The sequence below is a fragment of the Rhizobium sp. FKY42 genome (genome assembly GCF_005222835.1).
Classification (GTDB): Bacteria; Pseudomonadota; Alphaproteobacteria; order Rhizobiales; family Rhizobiaceae; genus Neorhizobium.
Genome location: NZ_STGA01000003.1, coordinates 24248 through 50064, shown reverse-complemented (window position 1 = coordinate 50064; position 25817 = coordinate 24248). Strand labels below are relative to the sequence as shown.

At 56.3% G+C, this 25817-nt stretch carries 19 protein-coding genes and 3 pseudogenes; 8 read left to right on the top strand and 14 right to left on the bottom strand.

Annotated elements, in window-relative coordinates:
- Positions 1-192 precede the first annotated feature (192 nt).
- Positions 193-2436, bottom strand: a complete 2244-nt coding sequence (locus tag E8M78_RS01280) for a glycoside hydrolase family 2 TIM barrel-domain containing protein (RefSeq protein ID WP_137133340.1) — start codon at positions 2434-2436, stop codon at positions 193-195.
- A 183-nt stretch (positions 2437-2619) separates the two neighbouring features.
- Between E8M78_RS01280 and solA the strand changes: the two genes are divergently transcribed.
- Entirely contained in the window at positions 2620-3759 is a 1140-nt protein-coding gene (gene solA / locus E8M78_RS01275; RefSeq protein ID WP_137133339.1) for an N-methyl-L-tryptophan oxidase, read from the top strand.
- Positions 3760-3851: 92 nt separating this feature from the next.
- Here the strand turns inward: solA and E8M78_RS01270 are convergent, their stop codons facing one another.
- The 10 genes from E8M78_RS01270 to E8M78_RS01225 all read right to left on the bottom strand — a co-directional run bounded on the left by E8M78_RS01270 (position 3852) and on the right by E8M78_RS01225 (position 12132).
- Positions 3852-5006, bottom strand: coding sequence for a MalY/PatB family protein (locus E8M78_RS01270; protein WP_137133338.1), 1155 nt, complete (start codon positions 5004-5006; stop codon positions 3852-3854).
- 55 nt (positions 5007-5061) lie between these two features.
- Entirely contained in the window at positions 5062-5988 is a 927-nt protein-coding gene (locus E8M78_RS01265) for a dihydrodipicolinate synthase family protein (protein WP_137133337.1), read from the bottom strand.
- A gap of 197 nt (positions 5989-6185) precedes the next feature.
- Positions 6186-6821: a DUF1109 domain-containing protein gene (locus tag E8M78_RS01260; protein ID WP_137133336.1), complete on the bottom strand. Its 636-nt coding sequence runs from the start codon at positions 6819-6821 to the stop codon at positions 6186-6188.
- Between the two features lies 1 nt (position 6822).
- Positions 6823-7374, bottom strand: coding sequence for a sigma-70 family RNA polymerase sigma factor (locus tag E8M78_RS01255; protein ID WP_137133335.1), 552 nt, complete (start codon positions 7372-7374; stop codon positions 6823-6825).
- Positions 7375-7547: 173 nt separating this feature from the next.
- Entirely contained in the window at positions 7548-8051 is a 504-nt protein-coding gene (locus tag E8M78_RS01250) for a DoxX family protein (RefSeq protein WP_137133334.1), read from the bottom strand.
- Positions 8044-8847: a DNA-binding domain-containing protein gene (locus tag E8M78_RS01245; protein WP_137133333.1), complete on the bottom strand. Its 804-nt coding sequence runs from the start codon at positions 8845-8847 to the stop codon at positions 8044-8046. The genes E8M78_RS01250 and E8M78_RS01245 overlap by 8 nt, the downstream gene beginning before the upstream one ends.
- A complete protein-coding gene (locus E8M78_RS01240; RefSeq protein ID WP_137133332.1) occupies positions 8834-9760 on the bottom strand; it encodes a DUF692 domain-containing protein in 927 nt (308 codons plus the stop codon). The genes E8M78_RS01245 and E8M78_RS01240 overlap by 14 nt, the downstream gene beginning before the upstream one ends.
- Positions 9761-9788: 28 nt before the next feature.
- A complete protein-coding gene (locus E8M78_RS01235; protein WP_137133331.1) occupies positions 9789-10106 on the bottom strand; it encodes a DUF2282 domain-containing protein in 318 nt (105 codons plus the stop codon).
- A 146-nt stretch (positions 10107-10252) separates the two neighbouring features.
- Positions 10253-10846 carry a LysE family translocator gene (locus E8M78_RS01230; RefSeq protein ID WP_137133330.1) on the bottom strand — a complete coding sequence of 198 codons (594 nt, stop codon included), beginning with the start codon at positions 10844-10846 and terminating at the stop codon, positions 10253-10255.
- Between the two features lie 140 nt (positions 10847-10986).
- A complete protein-coding gene (locus tag E8M78_RS01225; RefSeq protein ID WP_246658180.1) occupies positions 10987-12132 on the bottom strand; it encodes a PLP-dependent aminotransferase family protein in 1146 nt (381 codons plus the stop codon).
- A gap of 435 nt (positions 12133-12567) precedes the next feature.
- Here E8M78_RS01225 and E8M78_RS01220 point away from each other — a divergent pair, with 435 nt between their 5' ends.
- The 6 genes from E8M78_RS01220 to E8M78_RS01195 all read left to right on the top strand — a co-directional run bounded on the left by E8M78_RS01220 (position 12568) and on the right by E8M78_RS01195 (position 23726).
- Positions 12568-14115, top strand: a complete 1548-nt coding sequence (locus E8M78_RS01220; RefSeq protein ID WP_137133328.1) for an AMP-binding protein — start codon at positions 12568-12570, stop codon at positions 14113-14115.
- 47 nt (positions 14116-14162) lie between these two features.
- A complete protein-coding gene (locus tag E8M78_RS01215) occupies positions 14163-15233 on the top strand; it encodes a TauD/TfdA family dioxygenase (protein WP_170973283.1) in 1071 nt (356 codons plus the stop codon).
- Between the two features lies 1 nt (position 15234).
- Positions 15235-16266 carry a TauD/TfdA family dioxygenase gene (locus E8M78_RS01210; protein ID WP_137133326.1) on the top strand — a complete coding sequence of 344 codons (1032 nt, stop codon included), beginning with the start codon at positions 15235-15237 and terminating at the stop codon, positions 16264-16266.
- Positions 16263-22697, top strand: a complete 6435-nt coding sequence (locus E8M78_RS01205) for an FkbM family methyltransferase (RefSeq protein WP_137133325.1) — start codon at positions 16263-16265, stop codon at positions 22695-22697. Before E8M78_RS01210 ends, E8M78_RS01205 begins: the two co-directional genes overlap by 4 nt.
- An 89-nt stretch (positions 22698-22786) precedes the next feature.
- Positions 22787-22996, top strand: a complete 210-nt coding sequence (locus E8M78_RS01200; protein WP_137133324.1) for a tautomerase family protein — start codon at positions 22787-22789, stop codon at positions 22994-22996.
- A 58-nt stretch (positions 22997-23054) separates the two neighbouring features.
- Positions 23055-23726: a formyltransferase family protein gene (locus E8M78_RS01195; protein ID WP_137133323.1), complete on the top strand. Its 672-nt coding sequence runs from the start codon at positions 23055-23057 to the stop codon at positions 23724-23726.
- Positions 23727-23761: 35 nt separating this feature from the next.
- Here the strand turns inward: E8M78_RS01195 and E8M78_RS23730 are convergent.
- Together E8M78_RS23730 and E8M78_RS01185 are read right to left on the bottom strand one after the other, a co-directional pair.
- Positions 23762-24147: pseudogene (locus E8M78_RS23730) on the bottom strand (ABC transporter permease); the annotation flags it as partial.
- 65 nt (positions 24148-24212) lie between these two features.
- Positions 24213-24425 (bottom strand): annotated as a pseudogene (locus tag E8M78_RS01185) (sugar ABC transporter ATP-binding protein); the annotation flags it as partial.
- Between E8M78_RS01185 and E8M78_RS01180 the strand changes: the two are divergent.
- A pseudogene (locus E8M78_RS01180) lies at positions 24404-25015 on the top strand (substrate binding domain-containing protein); the annotation flags it as partial. The pseudogenes E8M78_RS01185 and E8M78_RS01180 sit on opposite strands and share 22 nt — an antisense overlap.
- Here the strand turns inward: E8M78_RS01180 and E8M78_RS01175 are convergent.
- Entirely contained in the window at positions 25002-25739 is a 738-nt protein-coding gene (locus tag E8M78_RS01175) for a gamma-glutamylcyclotransferase (RefSeq protein WP_137133322.1), read from the bottom strand. The pseudogene E8M78_RS01180 and the gene E8M78_RS01175 sit on opposite strands and share 14 nt — an antisense overlap.
- Positions 25740-25817 lie beyond the last annotated feature (78 nt).

The window sequence follows — 25817 nt, the reverse complement described above, 5'->3', positions numbered from 1 at the left end:
GTATCGAAACAAACCTAGTTGTAAATATCTAATTCATTACTGATGAGATCAATAAAATTGCTAGTGTTCCAATAAAACTGTCTCAAGAATAGCCGATATATTCTCAATTTCTGAGAGAGAGGCACGTGCTCATCTATGGAGTGACCGCCACAGGAATGAGGCGGTCATTTGGTACAATACTGACAAGCAGGTTCAGGAAACGGTTATCTCGATCCTCTTCGCCTGGAACCCGCTGCCATGCGCGGTCAAAGTGATGATGCCTGAACCCTCACCCGCTTCAACATAGACGCCGACAACGCCACCCTTGAAGCTGACGAGGCTTCCACCAATCAGGCGACCTGGACCTTCAAGAGCAAGCGTGACAGGCTCATTGAAGAAAGGCATCACATTTCCGGCTTGATCAAGAGCACGCAGGATAACGCGCGTCGTATCCTTGCAGCCTCTCTCCAAAAGGGCAGCATCGGCAACGATTTCGAGGTTCGTCGGCACCGGATCTGCTGGCATGAAGATCGATTTCACCGCCACGCCATCCAGATATCCAATGATCGTACCATCTCGCCAAGTCATGCCCCACTCACCGAATTCTTCCGGGGTCACCATATGGCGCTCCAGAATGCAGGGAGGGTGATCGAGATGAGGGTAGGTCACTCTGTCCGGCTCGACGCGCTTGGTAACATTGCCTATCTTCACTTCGACATAGTCGCAGTTGGTGAGAACGATCAGCGGAAGAACCCCACCGATATTACGCTCTCCACGCGCCCAGAACGTGACCGGTTGAAGCACTACTCCGCCGCTCGGCGATCCCTGGGATGCGTAGACCGCGGCAGCGAACTTCGGCTCACGATAGATATCGAGTACGCCATGGTAGCAGATGCGGTCACCGGATCCGAAATCCTTGTGCGTATTGTAGTCGGCCATGCACCATCCAATGCAGCCAGACGTTGACGGCGTTCCGGCTGAAGCGTTGAGAATGGCAAGATGCCGGCTGACATGTTCCAGTTGGCGCTGTTCTTGATCGAAACGCTTGGTGGGATACATATGCCCACCATATTCGGTCACGAGATATGGCACCTTGCGGCCGAGGCCCGTGACTTCCTGTTGATCTCTGAGGATGATCCGCTCGCGATTGTGCCCAGGCAATTCTTCCATGCCGAGAATGAAATCATTCATCGTGAAGACGTCTTCCAGCATTTCGCTTTCAGGGATGTAACGTACGCCGCCGGTCTGGCGGGTTGGATCCAATTCCCTCGCCACGCGATTTGTCTCGGCGTAGAAGTCATGGTCGTCCTTGCTCTCATTGATCCGGACGCCCCAAATGACGATGGACGGATGGTTCCAGTCGCGCTCGATCATGCGGCGCACGTTGCGAACGGACTCAGCCTTCCAGCTTTCACCGCCGATGTGCTGCCAACCGGGAATTTCCTCAAACACCAGCAAGCCGATTTCATCGCAACGATTGAGAAAATACGGCGACTGCGGATAGTGTGATGTGCGCACTATATTGCAGCGCAGATCGTATTTCAGAATGTCGGCATCCTTTTCCTGCCCGCGTCTACCCATGGCATAGCCGAGATGTGCCCAGGACTGGTGGCGGTTCAGGCCACGCAGTTTGACAACTCGCCCGTTGAGTTTAAAGCCATCAGTGGTGAATTCCGCTGTCCGGAAACCGAAACGGTGAGCAGTCGAATCTCGCCCGGATTGGGTATCCAGCTCGAATTCGAGCGTATAGAGGCGAGGATCGTCAATATCCCACAATTGAATGTTTTGAAGCCCTGCGAGCTCGATTTCAACAGTCTCCGCAACAATGGGCGCACGATGTTGGGCAATCGTTTCACCATCGCTCCCCTTAAGCGTGACGCCCATTTCTCCATTCAAGCTCAAGCCTTGTGGGTTCGAGAGGGCAACCCGTGCCTTGACCGTCTTCTCCGCGGACAAGGCGTCCGGCGTTTCAATCTTGACGAGCCCGATAGAGACCGGAGCCGTGGCCTTCAACCAGACATCGCGGTAGATGCCTGCATAGGTCAGATAATCGATGACACCCCCGAATGGCGGGATCTCGGGGTTTTCGGACCCGTCCACCCTGACCGTGATCAGGTTTGAACCCTTGTTGAGATGGGGCGTCAGCCTTGCCTCGAACGGCGTATATCCATCCTTGTGTGAAATCACCTCGATGCCATTCACGAACACGACGGCATCGGCCATGGCGCCATCAAAAACCAGACCGATTTCCATCCCCTCGAATTCATCACGCCACGCAAGGCTCGTCTGATAAGTAAATGCTTTCTGATAGCATTTCTCATCAAAGTAATTGTAGGGAAGCTCTACCGCAGTATGGGGAAGCGAAATGCTTTCGCCATTCACGTCCCCGGCAATCCAGCCCGCGTCGAAACCGTGCTTGAATGTCCAGCCCGAATTGAATCGCTCCCGCATACGCATTGAACCCTCCAAATATTTATCGATTGGCAGTCCGAGCGGAATCGATCAGACCTTGATACCTTGAGCATTGTGATAATAAGCAGCATCGGGTGGTGCAAGGCACTTGTATGATCACCTGACCTCTTGTCATCCATACATCCCGAATTGCGGGTACACCGGCCAAAAGCGAGCAAGGAGAAACTCATGAGCGAGAGCTTCGATGTCGCAGTGATTGGACTGGGCGCCATGGGGAGCGCAGCTCTGGCGGAGCTGGCAGAACGCGGCCTGAAGGTCATCGGCTTGGAACGGCAATACCCGGCGCATCCTCTGGGATCGTCACATGGTGACAGCCGAATGATCCGCCTCGCCTATTTCGAAGATCCGTCTTATGTCCCAATTCTTCAGAGGGCCTATGCCAAGTGGCGCGAACTGGAGCAACGATCCGGGCAGGAAGTGCTTTCCGTAACCGGCGTTGTCCAGATCGGACTGCCCGATAGTCACCTGCTTCGGGGTGTGCTTGCCTCTTGCGCGCTGCACGGATTGAGCCATGAAGTGCTGGATGCGGCCAGTACGATGGCCCGTTTCCCAGCCTTTTCTCTCGACCCTGATGAGATGGCAATCCTGGACCCCGAGGGAGGCTTCGTAAGGCCTGAGATAGCCATCTCGCTTCAGGTGAAGCGGGCGGCGGCGGCAGGCGCAGTAATGCATTTTGGGGAGATGATCTCGCACATCGATCCAGGCCAGGGCGGGGTCACGGTGGTATCGAACCACGGCAGATATTTCGCGAAGAAGGTCATCGTCGCAACCGGCGCTTGGATCAACCAACTCGTTCCCCAGTTGAAAGGGGAGGCAAAACCGATCCGCCAGGTGGTTGCCTGGTATTACCCAGGGCAGGCGCTCAACGCACAACCGGGAAGAATGCCCGGCTTTATCCGCGACGAAGGTCCCGATGGCGCGTTCTTCGGATTTCCAGCCATCGGATCTGACGGCGTGAAGATTGGCCGGCATCTTCATTTCAGTCAGCCTCTTGATCCGGATGAGCCAAATGCACCCGTCGACGATGAGGATTTTGCTCTTCTGGATGAATTCGCAAACCATCGGTTACCAACGGTCGCAAGCTTCAGGCACAAAGCCATTACCTGTCGCTATACGATGATGCCGAACGAGAATTTCCTGATCGACTTCCTGCCCGACACGGATGACATCATCATCTGTTCTGCTTGCTCAGGTCACGGTTTCAAATTCGCCAGCGTCATTGGAGAAATTCTTGCGGACCTGGCACAGAAGAGCACCACCGACCTGCCGATAGGTCTGTTCGGTTTTTCCCGTCATTTTCAAGGCTGATCGTCTCGAGGCCTAGTTCAGTCGAACCTGCAAAGACTAAGGATTGCTCGCCCCTTCGAGTGAGCAACCCTCAAGCAAAGCTGAATTTGCTTTCATGCCAGCGATTCAAGGGCCGCCGTCATCCGGTCAATCCCCTCTACCAGTAGCGAGCGAGGGCAGCCGAAATTGAGACGGATGAAATTACCATAGGCGGCACCGAAGTCGGATCCGGCACTGAATGCGACCTTGCCGCGCTTGAGGAAAAAGGCCTGCGGCGCCTCCGGTAGATCCAGCGCGCTGCAATCCAGCCAGGCAAGATAGGTGCTTTGCGCAGGAATGATACGGATCTTCGGAAACCGCCGCGCAATCTCCGACTGCAAATAATCCCGATTACCTTCCAGATAGCTCAGAAGAGCATCGCGCCACTGGCTTGCCGACGTATAGGCGGCGTGGGCTGCTTCGAGACCGAAGAGATTGACACTGTCGACCAGACCAAGACGGGACGCGTTGAAGCGCTGGCGCAAATGCGGGTTTGTCACGATTGCGAACGCCGCCTTCAGTCCCGCAATGTTGTAGGTCTTGCTTGCCGACATGAGCGTGATGGTACGATCCGCAATCTCTGCAGACAGCGACGCAATCGGAACATGACGGCGTCCATCGAATAGAAGCTCACAATGGATCTCGTCGGAGATCACGAGAACATCATGGCGAATCGCGGATTGGGCGATTTGGTCGAGTTCTTCGCTGGTAAAAACCTTGCCGGTTGGATTATGCGGATTGCAGAAAAGAAATGCCCTTGAACGCGCCATCCCCTCGTCCAGGGCGTCAGGATACATGGAATAGCCGCCGTTGCTTTCTCTCAGCGGCACATCGATGCTTTCCAACCCCCAATGTCGATGAGCGGTCAGAATGGGATTGTAGACAGGTGTCTGGATCAAGAGCCCATCACCTGGTTTTGTCTCTGACTTGAGCGCCATGTTGAAGCCTGGCTCGACGCCAGGGAGGAAAACGATATCCTCCGGACTGATTGTCCAACCATGCTTCTTCTGCATATCATCGACGATCTGTGCCCGCAGACTGTCCTGTGGCAGACAATAGCCAAAGATGCCGTGCTCGACGCGTTGGCGAAGCGCCTCAATCACCGATGGCGGTGCGGCGAAGTCCATATCCGCTACCCACATCGGCAATATGTCCGACGGATACGTAACCCATTTCTTGGCGTCCGTACCGAGGCGGGTAACAACAGTGTCGAAATCAAATGAAGTCATGGTTTCCAGTTTCTGGCTTTGCGCGTGAGGCTTTGGGATAACGGTTGAAGCAGCATCATGCCAGCTCGGCAAGGCGTTTCTCCAGACGCAAAAGCAATCTGTCCACCTCTGCTACAGCCTTGGCGCCGAGCGCCGCGCCCGGACGGCGTTGAGCCTGACTAGAAATAACACCACGTTTCTCAAGAACGTACTTCCGCACCGCAAGACCGAGGCCCGGTTGCTGTTCGAAGCGAGCCAGAGGAAGATAGGCATCAAAAATGTCCTGTGCCCGATCAAGATTTCCCGCGCTGGCCAGTCGGCAGACATTCACCATCATCTCCGGAAAAGCAAAGCCCGTCATTGCGCCATCGGCACCACGCGCCATTTCTTCTGGTAGGAACACACCGCCATTGCCGCAGAGAATGGAGATACGACGGCGACCCGCTGCTTCCGCAGCACGAAGTTCACTGATCTTGTCGAGTCCGGGCCAATCTTCGTGCTTCAGCATCACCATGCTTGGAAGCGCCTCGATGATCGCACCGATCGTTCGAGGCGAAATCTGAACGCCCGTCACGAGAGGAAAGTCCTGCAAGACGAAAGGCACATCCTCACCAATTGTGGCAACGACGTTGCGAAAATATCCTATGATCTGGTCGTCGGTGCGCAGGGAACCGGGTGGCGCGACCATGACACCTGCCGCCCCAAGGTCCATGACGGCTTTCGTCAACTCACCGATGGCCGCAAGTCCCGGCGCCGAGACACCGACGATGACGGGTCGGCCAGCAGAACGGGAAAGCACCTGTTTTGTGATCGCAATCGACTCCTGCTGTGTAAGCTTCGGTGCCTCCCCCATAATGCCAAGAATGGTGAGGCCATCCGCTCCTTTGTCGAAATAGAAATCGACCATGCGATCGACGCTCGCGGTATCGATCGTTCCATCGTCCTCAAAGGGGGTCACGGCGATGATGAAAACGCCTTTGCTGTCGGCGGAAATGCGGCTCATATTCTGCCCTCTGCGGCCTTGATGCAGGAATGTGACGACTCGCCCGGCACCCAATGTCCTGGCACAGACTGTAGTGTTGGCACGGTCGACTTGCCAAAAGCAAGGCAGTCGCTGCGGCTATTACCTCACCTGATCTTACCGTCATCCGCTCTTGGCGAACTGAGGCATTTTAAACGCATAAGACAGAACGCCTGCAACTACCACCTAAGCATTCGTCCACCGAGCAGCCAGCCACCAAAGGCCACCAAGGTTATTCCGATGAAATACCACGTCGCCACAAACAGCGGACTGTCGTCAGGACAATGCAATGCATAAACACTCCCGGCAATTGCACCGGACGCAAACCCCGCGGCGGCACCGGCCATTGACGGGCTCCCAGGTGCTGCCTGCTTCAGCGCAGCGAACATGAGGGCCAGTGGAGCGAGCGAAAGAAGTGGAAGGAACAGCAGGCAGAAGCCGGGATTTTGACCTATGAGCCTTGCTGCCCATTCTCCAGAGGCAACGCTTCTCAACTCCAGAACAATCCCCGAGACAAGCAGGAGGACTGGCACGGCAAGAATTGCGAGAGCTGGCTTGAGCGATACTCCCGGCTTTCCGATACATAGGGCGATCCGCGTGCAGGTCGCAGCCAGAATGAACATAAGACCGATCTTGAATGCAACGCGAGGGGTCTGGATCGCTTGCGCGAGATCGGGACGCAAGCCGATGGTACCGATCAGCAGCAACACAGACATCAGAAGTCCGCCGATGACTGCGACTGCGAATACGGGATTGAAGCGATGCCTGACGCGCGCATCCTGTGTCATAAGCTTGATGAGGTCATCTGTCTGCACGCTATTCACTCCTGTAGAGCATCGCCAGCCCTTTAAGTGCTCGATGCAGCACGACCCGCACGGCGCCCTCTGACATTTTGAGGCGTTCCGCAGTTTCCCGAATGCCATCGCCGCTCACGGAGATGGAACGAACGATTTCGCGTTGTGGATCACGCAATCCAGCGAGCATCTTCTCCAGGTCGACCGGTTCCAGCCCCGATCGACGATCTTCAGCCTGTAGCGTTTCCATCACGTCATCGATCGGAACACTGATATGCCTGCCGCGCTTGCGAAAGCTGTCGATCATTTTGTTCCGGACAATGGTCGATAGCCATGGCCCGATAGGACGCGATGTGTCCCATGTAGCGCGCTTGAGATGAACTGCCAGCAAAACCTCTTGAACAACGTCCTCCGCCTCACCCGCTGACACGCCCAGCATATTGCAACGCTTACGGGCCATGGAACGCAGATAAGGCGTCACAGCTCGCAGAAAGCGATCATAGGCCACGGCATCGCCATCCACGGCCAGACGCAGCCAGTTTCCCCATTCCACCTCACGGGCCGATTGATTCATTCGCCCCTCAAACCCGGTATCCACCGCCCCGTCGCACCAGACGATGCGCAGTTCGAGATTCTGCGGAACGGCCTGATGGCTCCCCATTCAACTGTGAAGCAGGGAAGAGTTCAAGATAGACTTCGAAACATATCGTATGCTCGGGCATGGTCCACGGTGAGCCAGCTTTATCTCTACGGCTTCACGGTCCGGCAGACGATGTGATCAAGGGAGACGCGACCCGCTCCCAATCGCATAAGGCAAAGCGCCATGGCCGCCCAGGTCAAGTGGATTGGCCAGCCGTCAGGAACGGTGATCTGTATGACAAGCGTCATGGCCAGCAGAGCAAGTGATGCAAAACGTGTCGCCAGACCGACCACGAGGAGCGCCGAGAAGACGACCTCACCGCATCCAGACAGGAACGCCATCAACATAGGCATTGGATAGGGATAGGGTCCTCCGGGTAGATGGAGCATGAATTCCTGGCTGAAGAGGTCTATCGCCGTATCACTGAGTTGCAGGAAGCCATCCCACTTCAGAACCCCGGACCTCCAGAAAGGAATTGCGAGACCAAGTCGAACAATCAGTGAGACCACATCCGGTTGAGCCAGCCGTTGAATGCGTGAAAGTGCAATCGCAGTTGCTTTTCCCAGGCTGGTGACAGCTGAGCGGTTTCCAGTCCGTGTCATATCAGTCATCGATTTGGTCCATTTCGAGGGAGGAAAATACGTTTGCCTCAAGCATGACGGCTATAAGCTGCGCCAGATCGAGGCCGGGGTTCAAGCCAAGCCCCACCTGTGCCGCATCCTGCAGTTGCGCACCGTCAGACAAGGCAAGCAGGAATTCGGCGGCACCAGTATCAAGTAGCCTGACTTGGACCTGATTGCCGCTGCGCGTAATCAGGGCGTCTTCAGGCCTGTCGTCCACCGGCAAGACTTCGCCGTCAGCCCGGTTTTGAGAGAAAATCGAAACGGCAGGATAGAGAGAGCGCACGATCCTTGTGGCAGGATGCATGGTGAAGCGGATCAGGCCAACCCTTTCTTGCGGGATAGCAGCCAATCCCGCAGGATCGAGCCCATCTGCATCGGCCGCGTGATAGGCATCCAGCCAGGCCCGCTCGATACGTGCGACATCCGGCAGCCATGGCATGGTCTGAGCATATTCGTAGGCTTCAATGAACTCGGCAAAATCTCGGCCATATTCGAAGAGGAGCGGCGATGATGGCGGTCTGGCGCGAATGTAGAAGCGTGCCATGGCGCGAAAGAAATCAGGACCGGTGATCCGCTGTACGGCGGGGAAAATGGAGGCTACCGCGTTGATCAGACTGACCGTGACATTGTTGCGATAGATATTGTAGCGGTCCGCAAGCGCTGTACCATGTGGGGAGCGCAGGTCTGCGGGGATTGGGGAATCTGGCGCGAGAAGGCCTGACGAAAACAGGAATGCCTGCTTCCGACCCGACTGCGAGAGCTGAACAGTGTTATTCTGCGGCATCACGCACCTGCCCTGTCGCACCATGACGGTCCAGAATTTGCTGAGCGGCAAGCGCTTCGGCGCGCAACACAGGCCAGTCGGGGATTTCACTATCCCATTCGATCAATGTGGGAACAGGACCGCAACGATTGATGATTGTCTCGTAGAGTTGCCAGACCGCATCGGAGACGGGACCGTCGTGACTGTCGATCAGCACCGGTTGGCCCTCACTGTCCAACTGCTCCGTGTGACCGGCCAGATGCACCTGCTCGACCGCAGCGAGCGGAAAGGATTCCAGATAGGTCATGGGTGAAAAACGATGATTGGCCGCAGATACAAAGACATTGTTGATGTCGAGCAGGAGGCCGCAGCCGGTTCTTTTGACGACTTCAGCGAGGAAATCGGTTTCACTCATCGTCGAATGCTCGAACGCGACATAGGTTGATGGGTTTTCCAGGAAAATCCGTCGCTTTATCGTGGCCTGCATCCGGTCGACATGCTCACAGACATGCAGAAGCGTTGTCAGATTGTAAGGCAGTGGAAGCAGGTCGTTGAAGAAGACATTCTCATGGGTCGACCAGGCGAGGTGCTCAGAAACCATCGCAGGTTCGTAACGCTCAACAAGTAGTCTGAAACGCTCAAGATGCTGCGGGTCCAAGGGTGATGGCCCGCCCAGCGACATGCAGACTCCGTGAATGGATACAGGATAGTCTCGCCGGATAGATTCCAGCGACGCATGCGCAGGACCGCCAGCACCCATGTAGTTTTCGGCATGGACCTCGAAGAACCCCTGTTGCGGCGGATCCTCGAGGATGGCTGCAAAATGCTCCGGCTTGAAACTCGTACCGGCCTGACCGACTACACGAAGAGGGGTAAAGCGGAGAGTTTCAGCCTTGCCGGCCGGCTGCTGCCGTATCAAATGCGTTCTGGCCATTCGGCCCTCCGCTCCCACCAGCTTGAACTCAGGTGTCGCGTGTCAAGGGCGTCAGCGAGCCCTTGCGATCACCGGGCAACTGAAGCGACGTGCAGGTGCCTCCCTGGACAAACTTCCATGCATTGCCCTGGAAGTCCTTGGTCGAACTGCCTTGGCAGGTGGTGCCTGGACCCGCTGCGCAATCATTCTGACCTTTGAGCGAAACGCCAAAGCACTTTTCTTTCTTGGCCGCCACGGCAGCGTCGGCTTCCGCTTTGGTAAGGGGACCGGCGATTGCAAGCGTCGATAGTGCAGAGGTGATTGCACCGGCGAGCAGCACAGTGCTAATTGGGGCTTTCGACATCATATGTTCTCCGTTGCTGGTGATGCCGCATTGGGCGACACACAGGCAATTCGGGAACGGGAGGTCATTCGTTACAAGCGAGATGATAACGAACGCGTGATCATCAAGCTCACCTGCGGCGCAGTGTAACAGGACTCAACACAATCTGATCAGCTTATAATCGAATGAAGAGAGGCAACCAGCAGTAGCGCCATGACGATGTTAAAGGCGCGCATACGCTTAGGAGAAGATAGCCAACCTCTCAGGATCGTTCCAAATGCCGCCCAACTGCCGACACTGGGGGCATTGACGAGTGCAAATGCAAGCGCGAGGACGGCGACGCTCCACAAAGAGGCGCTTTCCGGCAAATAGGTCGTCAGCGCACCCATCGCCATGACCCAACATTTCGGATTCACCCATTGAAACAACGCAGCTTCTGCAAACGTCAGAGGTGGGCGGGCCTCCTGCGTTTCATTGTCCATCGGGCCGGAGGTGGCAAGTTTCCAAGCCAGCCATAGCAGATAAAGGCAACCAATCCAGCGCAGGGCGGTTTGCGCCTGCGGCACGGCAAGAAAGATTTCTCCAAGACCTGCCCCGATTACCAACACCATCAGTGCAAAACCAAGGGAAACGCCCATGATGTGCGGAATGGATCGTACGAGGCCGTAGTTCACACCGGAAGCGAGCAGCATCGTGTTGTTCGGCCCAGGAGTTATTGACGTAACAAAAGCATAGATCGCAAATGCGATAAACTGATCTGGCATCGCGATGTCTCGCTCTTGAAGAAAGCTTCGTGTAACTTCTTCTGGTTACCGATCGAGACACTTGCCGTAAATCACAATCATGTATCGATACACTTCAGGATGTGTGCCTACCCGCGTTAGCGATCGATATACGTTTCATGTTAGACGCCGATAAAATTTTCCGAAGTCACGACCAAAGGCTTGCCGGAGATCTTTGCCAAGAGCGCCAACGCTGCGTCCAGCTCCGACCGTTTAGGAGCACCAAGGCACAACCTCAATCCCGTCTTTGCTGGTTGACGATCCACCATGAAAACAGATGGCGGACTGACAAGAACACCTGACGCCGCAGCGCGCTCTGCCACTTGTTCCGCGGCGAGAGGCGCCATTGGCAACCATGCATGCAAACTGCCGCCCTCGAGTGGAAGACAGGCATCCGGCAAATGGTGACGGGCAAGACGAACGCGTTGTTCAGCCTCCTCCCGAACAGTGGCACGTACCGAGGCGATCACCCCTTCCCGTAACCAGAAATTTAAGAGCATGCAAAAGATTGGTGACGCCATCGACGTTGTTGCTTGAAGACCTGAACGGGTGCGGTCCGCCAAGGCCAGCGGCGCAACGATGATGCCGACACGCAGGCCTGGAGAAACCATCTTTGAAAAGCCATTGATGTAGAAAACCCGTTCCGGCGCCAACGTCACCAGCGGCTTGCAGTCAGGTGGCGTGAAAAGCGAATAGACATCGTCTTCAACGATCAACACATCATGTGCCCGGCACACATCGACAATCTCCTGGCGTCGTGCCATCTCCATCGTCGCAGTGGTCGGATTGTGCAGGGTCGGAGTTACATAGATCACCCGATTGGAGGTCCGGTCACTCGCAGCAAGTGCTGAATCGAGATAGGCCGGAACAAGACCCTGTTCATCGATCGGCAAACCGACCAGCTTGCATCCGAGATATCTTGCCGCCTGGATGGCTCCTGGATAACTCACCTCCTCGGTAAACAACGTTCCACCGGGGCCGCACGCCGCATAAAATGCGACTGATAATGCATGTTGTGCTCCGTTTGTGATGCAGATCCGCTCGATCGGTGCATCGATGCCCACCTGATGGAGCCAACCGGCAATCATTCGCCGATCATCCGAATTACCCGACGCCGGCCGATAGTGACCGAAATCTTCTGCCGTGATATCCCCAGCAAGCGCCTGGAAACTTGCAACAAGAATCTGATGACCGAGCACCGGTGGCGGGATATTGACAGACAGATCCGTATATCCGCGTTCACGAACCGCCTGGACGCATACGAACATTCCTCGTCCATGCTCGCTCCGCACCAAACCTCTGCGTTCCAAATCCAGATAGGCGCGAGAGACCGAGCCGACGCCGACACCGAGTCGGTACGCCAAATCTCTGTGTGCAGGCAATCGAGCGCCTGCCGGCACCAGGCCTTCGACAATATCCTCCGCCAAAGCAGTTGCGATACGGTCATGTATCTTTCCACCGCCCGCCGACAGACGAGGAATCCATGGAGATTCGAGGCGAATGGTATCCTCCCTAAGTGTCACGCAACATGAATCTGCTTTTCAAGACGCCTCCTTGGGACTACAGCTACGCGAAATCAACTATAAATTTTAACTAAGTAGAAATTGCACCCTTCTGATATAAATAACTTTATAGATTCTTTATATGGAAATATTTTATATATAAAAATATATAAAATTATTATTTAGGTTATAGATATTGAAATGAATTGTAATATAGATCGCGCCTCTGATAAATTATATTTCCTTCATCAGCGGATTTTCGCTCATTTCCTGAGCGCAGAGATGCGATCAATAAGCGCCATCAAAGCACCCGGACTGATCGTCAGCTATGGTGACCTTGCGGATAAGGCAATGAAAATTGCTGGCGGCCTTCAGCGCCTGGGGATAACTGACGGTGAAGGGGTCGGACTGCTCACCTCCAGAACTGCGGATGCAATCGCTGCGATGCTAGGGATCCTCGCCTGCGGTGCTCACTGGTTGCCACTGGACCCGCGCAACCCGATTGAGCGCAACATCAGATGCCTCAATGATGTCGGCTGTCGTATGCTTCTGGTCGACGAGGTCTCGCAACCCGGCTACGACGCGGAAATCGAAACACATCTCCTATCCAAGCTGAAGACATCGCGTGCGATCGACCAATGGGCGATACCCGAACCCGAAGCGCTGGCTTACTCGATTTTTACGTCGGGTTCTTCTGGTATGCCCAAGAGGGTGGCGATCAACCATGAAGCGGCTGCCAATCTGATGGATTGGGCTCTCGATACGTTTGGACAGACAGGTCTGAAACGAACACTCTGTTCGACTCCTTTCTCCTTCGATGTCTCGATCTTCGAAATCTTTGCTACTCTTTCAGCAGGTGGATGTCTCGAACTTGTTCCGTCCATTCTCTCGCTTGCGGACCTCCCTGACAGAAACCAGCTAACGCTCATCGCAGGCGTTCCTTCCGCCATGGCAGCGCTCATGCGGTTTGACGTCGACATGACCGGGATCGAGGAGATCTTGCTGGCTGGAGAAGCGACGCCGCCGGGCCTTGTCCAGAAACTATTTGCAGCTGGTGCCAAACGCGTCTGGAATCTCTACGGGCCGACAGAAGATACAGTCTACTCGACCGCTCAACCGCTCACGTCTGACACACTTGCAGATGTGAGCCGGTATGGCGACGTGCCGATTGGCGTGGCCCTACCGGGACATGTCGCGCTGGTCCTCGATCAGGACGGCCATGAAATGGCACCCCATGTCGTTGGGGAACTGTGTCTCATGGGTGTCGGACTTGCGAGCCCGCCGCACCCGGTGCCGGGCGCTCGGCCCGAGGCCCATCGAGTCGATAGGTTCGAGGTCCGTCATGGGGAGAGGCTCTACCGCACAGGCGACAGAGCCTGGAAAGATGATGGCGGCAGTTTGCACTTCGCGGGACGGCTGGATGATCAGATCAAGTGGCGCGGTTTCAGGATCGAGCCGCAGGAGATTACCCATGCCATCTGCCAAGTGCCCGGTGTTCTTCGTGCAGAAGTTCGGCTCTGCCCTTGTACGGCAGGGCAGATCGACCGGGCCGAACTCGTCGCCTGGGTCATGGCATCAACCGAGGAGGACCATTCGGCTCTTGATGCGGAAATCCGCAAAGCCGTGACGAATAGGCTGCCGGAATGGATGCGTCCCTCGAAATTCCGGTTGGTCGATACGTTGCCCCTTGGGCGGCACGACAAGCTCGACCGACGTGCACTACTGCACCAGCAAGCTGCCCTCGGCTAAGACCGGTAAACAATCTTCGCAAGCCAATTTCAGGAGGAGACGTCGCAGTGACGCCATCGAACAAGCCATCCTTCGCCGCTCAATACCCTCAAAAATTGATTCTTGGAGAGCAAAATCTATCAAAGAGTGCTCCGACCGAGAAAATTGAACCCTATGTCACGTTGAGAGCCTCGCCCGGCAAAAGTGATTCGGTCCAATTCGTCTCCGCCACTCGCGATACGATAGCCGCCGCCTTGACCACAGTTGGCGCGGTCTTGCTCCGTGGCTTCCAGGTTGGTGATGCGCAACGATTTTTCCAGACAGTGGAAGCCCTGGACCCCGAAATACTGAACTATTCGGAGCGGTCGTCCCCGCGGCATGCCGTGGCAGACCGGGTCTACACCTCAACAGATCATCCTGCCGATCAGGAGATCGTAATGCACTCGGAACAATCATACACGCTCAACTTTCCACGTTTCATCTGCTTCTGGTGCAAAGTGCCTGCCGCAACCATGGGCGCCACCCCTATTGCAAGCAATCGGGCTATCCTCAAAGGTCTGCCCCCGGAACTCGTGGAAAAATTCCGTCACAAGGGCGTCCTCTACCGGCGCACCTACACGCCGGGTCTTGGCGTATCCTGGCAAACCGCATTTCAAACCGATGATCGCCGTGACGTCGAACAGTTTTGCCGGGAGCGCGACATCGAGTTCGAATGGGACGCCGAGGATAGACTGAAGACGAGGCAGTACCGCTCCGCGTTTCAGATACATCCCGTGACGCAGGAACTGGTCTGGTTCAACCATGCCCTGTTCTTTCATCACACTAGTCTCGATGCAGAGATTGCGAAGGCGCTGATCGACGCCGTCGGGTTGGACAATGTTCCCACAGACACCGCGTTCGGCGACGGCGAGGCCTTTTCAAGCCAAGAAATTGAGGCCATGCGCAGCGCAGTCGCGGCAGCGAAACGTCGGTTCCCTTGGGAGGTCGATGACGTGCTGCTGCTGGACAACATGCTGATGCAGCACGGCCGCGAGCCGTTCACGGGTGAACGCAAGATCCTCACTTTGATGGCTCGTCCTTACACTTCGCTGCGTGAACCACTGAAATCTCCACTCCAATTTTTTAGTCAGGAGAACTGAAATGGCTGCACATTTTTCAGCCCCCGTCCTGAAGCCGCGCCTCTATGAAAGGGGCATGAGCATCGGCCTGAAACCGGAAGGATACGTCGACCCTGACCGCGAATTCGTGGCAATTCTCAATGCTCCCTCCGGCCTTGTCGAACTCGGCTCATGGGTTTCGCAGCACCGAAGCGCTCTCGAAACGCTGATGGCGAAAGCAGGCGGAGTACTGCTTCGAGGCTTTTCAGTGAATACTCCCGATGCCTTTGGCGAAGGGGTAAGAGCCTTTGGCCGCGACCGATTGCCCTATCTCGAGCGCGCCGCAGTCCGCTCCGAAGTATCTCCTGGAGTATTCACCTCTACGGAATTTTCCTCCGATCATTTCATTGATCTGCATCATGAAATGTCGTTTGCCCGAGACCTGCCGGAACGTATCTTCTTTTTTGCCGAAACACTTGCAGAAACCGGCGGCGCCACACCGCTTGCCGACGAGCGGGCGGCGACCGCCAAATTCGATCCCGCGATCCTGAAAGTCTTTGAAGAACGAGGCGTTCTCTACGAACGCAATTTCCGTCCGGAAATCGACATGGACTGGCGGTCTGCTTTCCAGACGGAAGACAGAGCAGATGTTGCAGCCTATTGTGAAGCCAACGGCACGCAATTCGAATGGCTTGGGCCCGAACATCTTCGTACGCGCCAACGCCAGAAAGCATTCGTAAAGGTGCCTGCGACCGGCGATAAACTGTTCTGCAACCACGCGCATCTTTTTCATACCGCGACCCTCCCGCCTGGAGTTCTCGCATCACTGATTGAAGAGTTCGGCACAGAGAACCTTCCTCGTCGCGTTTTCTTCGGTGACGGGTCGCCCATACCCGATGCAATGATCCACGACATCCGGGCAGTCTACGCTGAGGAAACGAGAACCTTCGACTGGCAGCGACATGATGTGTTGGCACTGGACAATCTGATCTGCCTCCACGGCCGCGCTCCATTCACCGGCAAGCGTACGACCCTTGTGTCCATGACGACACTGGTCTCGAGGAGTGTGCAATGAATTCCCAGATCGATACTGCCGAGACATCCGTGCTGATAGAAGGCTATCCACTTTCACCCTTGCAGGAAGCCATCGCCGGCACAGGCCGCAGCGGTCTCCGGCAAGTGTCATCAGTCCAGCTCCGCTGGCCGGAGCCCGTTGACAGAGATGAAGTCGTTGCGTTTCTGACGAAAAGGATTGCCTCCCAGGCAATGCTGACCACCCGTATCGTCACCTTTGGTCAACCGCCTGTTTCTCTGCAGGTTCCGGGCGATGGCCGTGTGGCATGGATCTGCGAGACCTCGGCAGATGCGTTTGAGCGACAGTTGATCCAGCCGTTTGACCGCGAGGCGACCGAAACACTTCGAATCCTGATGGAGGGAGATAGCGAAAAAATCAACCGCCTCGCCCTGCTCGCCCCGACGGATGTGACAGACCCGGATGGGCTTCTTCTCCTTCTTTCGCGGGACGATGCAATCTCGACACTGACCTACCAGCATTTTTCGGAATGGGCTCTCCAGGCGAAGAACGACAACCCGCCGAAGACCGCTGCTCCCATCACGGATCTGGACCTTGGAGTGCCTCTGGAAAAGGGTATCTTGCAGCAGTCGAGCTCCACGGTGAGCCATCCCGGCCGCCTCGGATCAGCGGAAGCGTGTCTTGCCGGTCTTGCGGTGCTTGCACCCTACTTCGCCGAAGATCCGAGTGATAGCATAACGGTTGCACTGAGTACCGATGGTCGTCTCTTCAGTGAGTTTTCAGGCATGGCCGGGCCGTTTCGGCTCGTTGCCCCGCTGACTGTTTCTCGCGTCATTCCGCAACCTCAGGAATCGTCTGAGGCAATCGAAAATCAGCTGGATCAAATTGCGCTTACCATTGCGACCGGTGCCGCATCTGCACCTGTCGATCCGTCTGTCATCATATCGATTGTGACGATTCCGGATCTTCACCCACTGTTTTCCGCGGCCACGCTCTCTTTCCGGGAATCTCCAGCAGCGCCAATCGTTCTGTCGCTGCGGCTGTCGGACGGGCGGACCGATGTCGAACTGTCGACCCGCGTCTCCAGCCTATCTCCGGCCGTACTTGCGGACCTGGCAAAACGGACGGCAGACGCGATCACACGCACCGTCAGCAACAGGGAATGCAGCGGGTCGCAGCTGGCCGGTTTGGCACCTCCAGCTTTCGCGCCGATTTCACCCATAGAGGGCACGATCTGGAAACGTTTCGAAGATCTTGCGCTCGACGATCCAACCAGAACGGCGCTCATAGCGGATCGTAGCTATAGTTTCGGCGAAGTGCGCGATGCTGCCGAACGTCTGGCAAGCACCCTCCAGAAGAAGTTCGGTCCGAAAGGACGCATACTCCTTTTTGCAGATCGATCCTTCGGCGCCGTGGTCTCGCTGCTTGGAACGTTGAGAGCTGGATTAACTCCAGTTCCGGTTCTACGGGAATATCCCGACGAGCGTATTCGGCACATCGCGATCAAGTCAGATGCCCTTGGTGCCGTTGCGGAAGCGGGAGAGTTCGAGCGCGCAAGCCGGATCATGCCGGACAAGGTCTTGCCTACGATCGGACACGGGCCGCAGCCAATGGCCAATTTTGCCGGATCGGGTGAAGACGAAGCCTACATCCTCTTTACGTCCGGCTCAACCGGCGAACCGAAAGGTGTGGCTGTCCGACAGTCGAGCGTCCTCAACCTCGTCGATGCTCTCAAGGACAGGATTTATGGCAGAACCGCAACTGGACTGAGGCTTTCCATCAACGCACCGCTTGCGTTCGATTCCTCAATGAAGCAGGTCTTCCAGATCATGCTGGGCCATACCCTCGTGCCGGTGCCGACCGAAATCCGCGCCGACCCGGAGGCCATGATCCAGTTTGCTGCTGATATGCAACTCGATGCGCTCGACGTGACACCGACCATCCTTCGGGCGATGATTTCAGCAGGGTTCGGATCCGATCCAGGGAAGATGCCAAAGCGCCTGCTGGTGGGTGGCGAAGCGTTCGACGCGGCTCTTTGGCAGGAAGCACGCAATTGGAGCAATACCGATACCTGGAACGTTTATGGCCCGACCGAGGCGACGGTCAACACGCTCGTCGCTCGTGTCAAGGACCATGAAGCCCCGACACTTGGCTACCCCCTCGCAGGGATCTCTGTTGCGGTGGTCGATGCATCCGGCAATGAGTTGCCGCAAGGAGCTGCGGGTGAACTCATGATCGCCGGCAGAGGTGTGGCGCTTGGCTATATCGGCGCTTTTGAAAAGGACAATCTGCGCTTCAGATCGTTGCCGAATGGCGTAAGGACGTATCGCACGGGCGATTATGGTCGTCAGCTAGCCGACGGCACGATTGCCTTCATTGGACGCCGCGACGATCAGGTCAAGGTAGGTGGACAAAGACTGGAATTGGGCGAGATCCAGGCCTGTCTGTCGCGCCAGCCGGGTATTGCGGAGGCTGTTGTCCTCATCGACAAAAGTCAGGAAGGCAATCCACGGATCGTGGCGGCTGTCGTGCCGCGCGAAGAGAGCAAGCTGCCGGATCTTCCGGATGCGGTTTACGTCGATCTGCCAACAGGCCACAGGATAGCGAGTATCAACGCATCGGAAACGCGCTATCAGTTTCGCGAGATCTTTGAAGACCAGATCTACACCGATCCTCGTATCATTTATCCGGAAGACGCAGTCGTCTTTGACGTTGGAGCGAACCTCGGCCTGTTTTCGCTGTTCGTCGCATCCCACATTCCACGGGCAAGAATATTTTCCTTTGAACCGCTTGCGCCAATCCGTGAAAAGCTGGCCAACAATATCGCAAGATATGCGCGCAACGTCACGATCTTGCCCTATGGCCTATCGGACAGTGAGCGTGAGGTCGGCTTTACCTACTATCCTGGCTACGCGATGATGTCCGGCCAGCGCGACTATGCCGATGCCGGGGCCGAAAAATCCGTCATCACAACCTATCTTGGTAACGCTGCCAACGAAGGTGATGGCGAAGCACGCTTGCTTGCCGACCATATCGAAGAGGTTCTGGAAGGCCGTTTTGAGGCTCAGATCCACGACTGCCGGTTGCGACGCCTGTCGGACGTCTTCGATGAAAACGGGCTAGACAGGATCGATGTCCTGAAGATTGATGTGCAACGAGCAGAGCTGGATGTCCTGCGCGGTATCGATGAGCGTCATCTTCGCAGGATTCGCGCCATTTCGATGGAACTGCATGACGATCCCTCCGGCGTAACTGCCGGTCGGGGCGCCGTCATTTCCGCTATGCTGGAACAGGCCGGGTTTCAGGTCGATCTACGTCAAGACCCGTTACTCCAAAGCACCGACCGTTGGAACCTCGTGGCCTGGCGGACCGATTTGGCAGAGCCTCGGCAACACATCACGATCCCGTCGACTGTTCATCGCCTTTTCGGTGGCGTTACCAGCAGCAGTCTCCGGACAGCACTGCAAGCCGAACTCCCGCCCTACATGGTTCCGCGCGCCCTGCGCGTCGTGTCGCATATACCACGCACGCCTCAAGGCAAGCTTGACAAGGCGGCGATCCTTTCCTCGTTGGAAGAAGAGACCGAGATGGATACAGTTTCCGCAAATATCCTGGCACCAGTCGGTGACAGTTCTTCGAACCCACTGGCGATCCGGCCGGAAATCGTCACTCAGGAACAACCAAAGCCCGAAGCCCTGCTCTCTATCTGGCGGGAGGTGCTCCGCAGACCTCAACTGACCGAGCGAGACGATTTTTTCGTAAACGGCGGTGACTCCATCCGCGCTATCCTCATGCAGTCAAAGGCACGGGCTGCTGGTATCAACATCACTCTCCGCGACCTCCATGCCCGTCCGACCGTCATGGGGCTGCTGGCTACGATCAGTGTGCCTGACGCACAACCTCCAATCCCGGTCAGGATTGCCGAACCAAGTCCTGCATCCGGGTCTCCTGCCGCTCCTGAAGCAACGCATGCATTGTTGGCAATATGGCGAGACGTTCTCCGTAGGCCCCAGTTGACGGAAGAGGACGATTTCTTCGTCAACGGAGGAGATTCCATCCGCGCGATCCTCATGCAGTCGAAGGCACGGGCTGTTGGCATCAACATCACTCTTCGCGACCTTCATGCCCGTCCTACGGTCGTGGCCCTCCTGGGCGGTTCGCAGCCAGTCCCCCATCCGTCCACAGCGATGGTTCCGGCTGTGCCCTCTCCGGCCACCGCCCCAGTCGCGCCGCCGACCGCTGCGCTTGCGGTTGAACGACGGTGGCCTGCGACAGGCATGCAAAGGTTGAAACTTTCGGCCACGGCAGCAAGACAGGATGCCAAAGTCTACCATAACGCCACGATCACACCTGTACATCTGCCATTTAGCGCCGCGGCGTTTTCCGACGCCCTGACAGCCATTCGAAAGGTGCATCCTATCTTGACGGCGCATGTCGAGCTATCGGGCGATCGCGTCGATTTCGTTTTCAATCCGGAGCGCGCAAATGGAAATTATTCCTATCTTGATGTTTCCGCTGCAGCGATAGCCGAGCAGGAACGGATCATAAAGGCGGAAGTCTTTGATGAGCGCGAAAAGCCGTTTCCTCTGGCTGACGGAAATCTGGTCCGTTTCAAGGTGGTCAAGCGCAACAAGGAGCGTTTCGATCTTCTTGTGGCAGAGCATCATGCTGCTCTTGATGGCTACAGCCTCAATGCCATCATCCGCGAACTGGTCGAACGGTTCCGCGGGTTAAAGGTTGAAACCACGGATGATCTCGCAGTGTTCGCCGCCGTGGAGGCTGAGCAAAGTGCCACCGATCAATCGCAGGCGAGCAGATCCTTCTTCGGAGAGAGGCTCGAAGGCCTTCCCTTCCGCCCATTGGCGCCACCGCGTGCACTCGCAGACAGCGCTGATATGCGACAGGTTGATGTCCTTCAATCGCAGGAAGTCTTCCGGCGTCTGAACCAGATCGACCATATGGGCGATGTGTCCACCAAGGGCCTTTTCTTTGCGATGAACATTGAGGCTCTGACTCGCGCCCTTGGTGAGCGCCCGAGCCGTATTGGTGTCGTATTTTCCTTGCGCCCGGAGGTCGAGGGATCCCTGCTTGCGATTGGCAACTTCCTGAATGTACTGCCGGTGCCGACCGGCCCACGTATGGACCTGCGGGAGGAAGCAAGACAATTCGATCGGTTTGACCGTTCCGCCTTCCAGCATAAGGCAGCTTCATTCGAACGCCTCGCCGAGTGGTTTGGTTCAGCAGCACATTTTGACACGGTCTTCAACTTCATCCAGTTTGCCGAACCGGACAGCAAACGCGGGGATGTGCACGAAACCGAGCAACGGTTCTTTGCGGTAGACGCTATGGTTCCGCTCTCTGTCGATTGGGATCTCTCCGGCGACAGCCTCGTACTCGGCTTCCAATACGATGCCAAACGCCTGGACGCTGCAACGGTGGAGCGACTGACATCCTCATTCAGGTCAGTCGTTGCCGAATGGTTGGGGTCGGCCGTATCGAATGTCGGCGCTAACAGAAGCGGCCCGACGTTGCACCTGCACACAGTGCTGCGCGATGCAATTGGCGAACTGCCCTCGCCGTCCGCTCGCCTGTCCGATCATGCTTTGGGATCCCTTGAAAAGGTTCAACTGGCGCGGAAGTTGATCGATCGGTTGGGTATTGCCTTCCCGTTGTGCGAGTTCCTGCCTTTGCAGACGCTTGGCGAACTGGAGCGATTCGTCGAGCAAAAGGCTGGAAATTCGACGATTAACTTGAGCTTTATCGAATTGACGGCACCCAGGCACTATCCTCCACGCCTGCGCATCGTCGGTTTCCAACCTGTCGGTGTCGCCGGATCCATCTTCGACCCCTGGTGCGACCTCGTCGGCGACGATGTCAGCGTCCATGCTCTTCGTTGGCCGGAGTTCGACGGCAATCCTGCAAGTTTCGGGTTCGAGCGGTTTATGGCTTCCCTCACGGAAGCGGTCAGGTTGCTCGGCAACGAACCAATGATCTTCGTTGGAGGTTGCTTCGGTGCAATCCTTGCCTACGAAGTTGCATGCCGTCTGGAAGTCGGTCCGCGCGCGATGGTCTTCATCGGATCTGGCGCTCCGGCGCAGGATGCGCGTGCTCCTCTCTACCACGAAATGACGGATGTCGAACTGAAGGCAGAGTTGGTCCGCCTGAAGTCCATGCCACAGAGCTTTCTGGAGAATGAAGAAATTCTGGTTCCCGTATTCAAGGCTCTGCGTGGCATGGCCGCCATAGCGACTACGTGGACTCCTCGCCTCGATGTTCTTTCTGAGTGCCCGATCACCGCCGTCTGGCCTCAGCAGGACGCAGGCGTCTCCAAGCGTGCGATGCTGGACTGGGCTAACCTGACCTCGTCAGGCTTCAAGCTGACAGAGATACCTGGAGAGCATGCGGTCCTGGTGGATGATCCACTTGGCGTCTGGAAGGTGGCAGAATTGCAGAACCTCATCAGAACGCACTGATCAACAAGCGCGACAAGAAACACGATCGGCGGCGCAATCAGGCGTCCGCCGGTTCCACCTCCGCCAGATGAACCAAAAGGAATTTGTAAATGCCCGTTATCACGTTCGAAGCAGGCGCCATGAGCGAAGACGTCAAGGCAGAACTCTTAACCCGCCTCACTGACGTGGCAGTCGAAGTCACCGGTATTCCGAAGCATCTTTACTTCGTTTCGATCCATGAACTCCCTGATACGCATATTGCCGTGGGCGGCCTAAGCGTCGCTGAAATCAAGCGCAACCTACAGTCCAAGCAAACCTAAGGGCATGCTTGCACCGCGACCTGATAGAGCCTTGAAGCCAGCAGGGAACTGACCTTCGATGAACATCCTAGTACTGAGCCAGTTCTCGGAAGCCATTGCGTATGCTTTGCCTGCCACCAACGCAACGGTTCGCTATGTGAGCCAGTTTTCAGGTTATGATCCGATTGAGGATCATAAATCGCAGCCGTTCGATCTGCTTATAAGCTTCGGATATAACCGCCATTTGCCAGTGGACCATCCACAGATGGCGGGCATCCGCGCAATCAACCTGCACACTAGCCTTCTCCCTTATGGTCGGGGCCTAAATCCCAACTTGACGGCCTGGCTGAATGGTGAACCGCACGGATTGAGCATCCATGAAATCTCGTCTGAATACGACAGGGGTGACATCATCTTCCAGAAGCGGTTGGTTGACTGCTTCGATATCGATGCGGAAACCTTACGCTCGACATATGAGCGCAAGATTGCTCTTGCGATCACGTTCCTTGCCGACGCCTGGCCCGATCTCGTTGAAAACCATTATCGGGTCCGGCCGCAACCGCAGGGTTATGGCTCCTTGATGACGGCTCGTGCCCTAAAGGCCTATCGACCGGTTCTGGCTGAATACAATGATCGTCCACTTCGTGACTTCCTCACAGCCGTTCATCAGGGGAAGATCGATCGACTGACGTCGGATCTCAGTCATTTTGCGAAGACATCGGAGAAAACTCCACAAGGCTTATTCGCCTGAAGTGAACGCTTGTCACGTTGCCACGAGTACTTCCACGCCGCACCGCGGGCGACATAAAGCGTGGCGATGAAAGGCGCAACATTGAGCTTTGTAATGAGCAGTCCGTTGATCAACCCGATGAAAACACCTGCAGCGGCGACAATCAGCCAGATCTCGAGCGTGTTGACTGCAGGCTCCAGCCGATCCGCCGGTCGATGCCGTATAGCACCCGCCAGCTAACGACCATGGCACAGAGGTCGACGATCGAACCAACTGAAAGATCAATAACGCCAGAAACGATGACGAAGGTCATTCCGACCGCAAGCAGCGCGTTGAGCGCCACATGTTTCGATATGATCAGCATGTTCGCCTCGGTCAGGAAATTTGGCGCGGCGAACGCAAAGAGTGCTAAGACAAGGATAGGGGCGACAAAGGTTCGCATCTTCAAGAGACGCAGCAGCGCAGAGGTTTGCGACGATGGGTCGACGGCTTTGCTGCCTTGGGTGATTACAGGACTGCTGATGAGGATTTGACCTTGTTCAGATTGGGCGTCGCGGCGGAGATCGCCTCCGCTGCCGCGGCACCGGCCGGAAAGTCGCCGGTCAGCCTGCTATTCGCCATGACGAGAATGCGATCGGAGAGGGCGAGGATCTCTTGCAGATCCGAGGTAACGAAAAGAATTCCGAGGCCCTCAGCGGCGAGTTTGCGCATGGTTCGGAAATGTCGTGCTGCCGCCGATCCTGTCCAGCTTCAAGGCGAAACATCCGAAGATGTGCTTCGAGACCTCCCTTTCAGACGGGCTGGTAAACATCGTCGATGATGACTATGACCTCGCAATCCGTATCTCATCGCAGCCTTCCGACAAGTTTACGATCTGGAGGAAGATCCGCGTCGTGCCACGTATTCTGGTTGCAGCCCCCGGCAGCCGCTTCGTTGACATGTCGCATCCGAATGAACTGACGCCAGACGACTGCCTGGCCTATAGCGGGGAAAGCCGGCGGGAGAACTGGGTTCTGTCTGATGGCGGCTCGAGCATTGTGATTTCTGCCGGAAGGGCGTTCAGTGCCAATAGTGGCGAGGTATTGGCGGACATGGCCGCAGATGGCGCCGGTGTCGCCTTGCTTCCTGGCTTCAATATCGCGGAGCATATCCACAGCGGTCGCCTCGTCCATGTCTTCAAGGGGTGGACGCCGCCGGATCTGTGGTTGACGCTCTACTATCCGCCCTATCAGGCATTGCCGCCTCGTATCGCCTCTTTCTCCAAATTCTTCGAGGAACAGGTGGCTGCACACATGGTCATGCCGGATTGATGGGTGCCGGAAGAGCCTGAAGCTTTGCCGCCACGATCCTTTGCAATTGCCAAAGGTTACGGTCGAAAATCCGGCGTTCCGCCAGATCGAGAACCGTGCGCTGCAGATACTGTGCACAGGATCCGGCCGGTCCACAGGCCTGAGCGATCAACCCGGCTGCCTCCTCGAGAGGCACATTCTCCGCCAGGTGAGACTGCCTGGGGCAGGCCCAGAACGCCAATGCGCGACGATTTCCTGTCTGGGTTCTGACCGTGATCCAGCGGACCACGTCGCAGACGTCGGCATACCGGATTTCACGCCCTAGAAGCGTGCGGAGATCTTGCCTCTGCGTAGCGTGAGAGAGTTTGAGAATGAGACCGGAACAGCTTCCCCCTTGCCGAAGGGCAAGCATCAGACCCGGCGCCTCCGAGGTGGCCCGCAGCCACTCGATCCGCAGCGAAAACGCGCGATGCCAGCCGAAGGCGACAGCATCGTCTGTTGCCGCTATCTCAAACCTGGGATTCCACATCAGTGATCCGTAGGCGAAGACCCAGATCTCCCCATCGCCCGCTTCCTTCTCAATACGCCACAGCAGCCCATCGAGCTGATCAGACGAGATGGGCGTCCATCTTGGCTCCGGGCCTTCCTCTTCGACAGCCCTCAGTGTCCTTGCGGAGCCAACCGGGCCGGCGGAACGGATGCCGTCGCCTGCCACTGTCAACAGCGAATGCGCACTATTTGTCATCCCGGAAACCGTCCGAGTTGCTGAAGTACCGAGTAACACCAAATGTCGATGATAGGAACCGATTGCGTGGGACCGGAG

Excerpts from the sequence above, each read along its gene's own strand:
- E8M78_RS01280 (WP_137133340.1), bottom strand. The coding sequence starts at position 2,436 with ATGCGTATGCGGGAGCGATTCAATTCGGGCTGGACATTCAAGCACGGT.
- solA (WP_137133339.1), top strand. The coding sequence starts at position 2,620 with ATGAGCGAGAGCTTCGATGTCGCAGTGATTGGACTGGGCGCCATGGGG.
- E8M78_RS01245 (WP_137133333.1), bottom strand. The coding sequence starts at position 8,847 with ATGCCGCAGAATAACACTGTTCAGCTCTCGCAGTCGGGTCGGAAGCAG.
- E8M78_RS01235 (WP_137133331.1), bottom strand. The coding sequence starts at position 10,106 with ATGATGTCGAAAGCCCCAATTAGCACTGTGCTGCTCGCCGGTGCAATC.
- E8M78_RS01265 (WP_137133337.1), bottom strand. The coding sequence starts at position 5,988 with ATGAGCCGCATTTCCGCCGACAGCAAAGGCGTTTTCATCATCGCCGTG.
- E8M78_RS01220 (WP_137133328.1), top strand. The coding sequence starts at position 12,568 with ATGAATTGTAATATAGATCGCGCCTCTGATAAATTATATTTCCTTCAT.
- E8M78_RS01225 (WP_246658180.1), bottom strand. The coding sequence starts at position 12,132 with ATGTTCGTATGCGTCCAGGCGGTTCGTGAACGCGGATATACGGATCTG.
- E8M78_RS01175 (WP_137133322.1), bottom strand. The coding sequence starts at position 25,739 with ATGACAAATAGTGCGCATTCGCTGTTGACAGTGGCAGGCGACGGCATC.
- E8M78_RS01200 (WP_137133324.1), top strand. The coding sequence starts at position 22,787 with ATGCCCGTTATCACGTTCGAAGCAGGCGCCATGAGCGAAGACGTCAAG.
- E8M78_RS01250 (WP_137133334.1), bottom strand. The coding sequence starts at position 8,051 with ATGACTGATATGACACGGACTGGAAACCGCTCAGCTGTCACCAGCCTG.
- E8M78_RS01195 (WP_137133323.1), top strand. The coding sequence starts at position 23,055 with ATGAACATCCTAGTACTGAGCCAGTTCTCGGAAGCCATTGCGTATGCT.
- E8M78_RS01270 (WP_137133338.1), bottom strand. The coding sequence starts at position 5,006 with ATGACTTCATTTGATTTCGACACTGTTGTTACCCGCCTCGGTACGGAC.
- E8M78_RS01205 (WP_137133325.1), top strand. The coding sequence starts at position 16,263 with ATGAATTCCCAGATCGATACTGCCGAGACATCCGTGCTGATAGAAGGC.
- E8M78_RS01230 (WP_137133330.1), bottom strand. The coding sequence starts at position 10,846 with ATGCCAGATCAGTTTATCGCATTTGCGATCTATGCTTTTGTTACGTCA.
- E8M78_RS01240 (WP_137133332.1), bottom strand. The coding sequence starts at position 9,760 with ATGGCCAGAACGCATTTGATACGGCAGCAGCCGGCCGGCAAGGCTGAA.
- E8M78_RS01210 (WP_137133326.1), top strand. The coding sequence starts at position 15,235 with ATGGCTGCACATTTTTCAGCCCCCGTCCTGAAGCCGCGCCTCTATGAA.
- E8M78_RS01255 (WP_137133335.1), bottom strand. The coding sequence starts at position 7,374 with ATGAATCAATCGGCCCGTGAGGTGGAATGGGGAAACTGGCTGCGTCTG.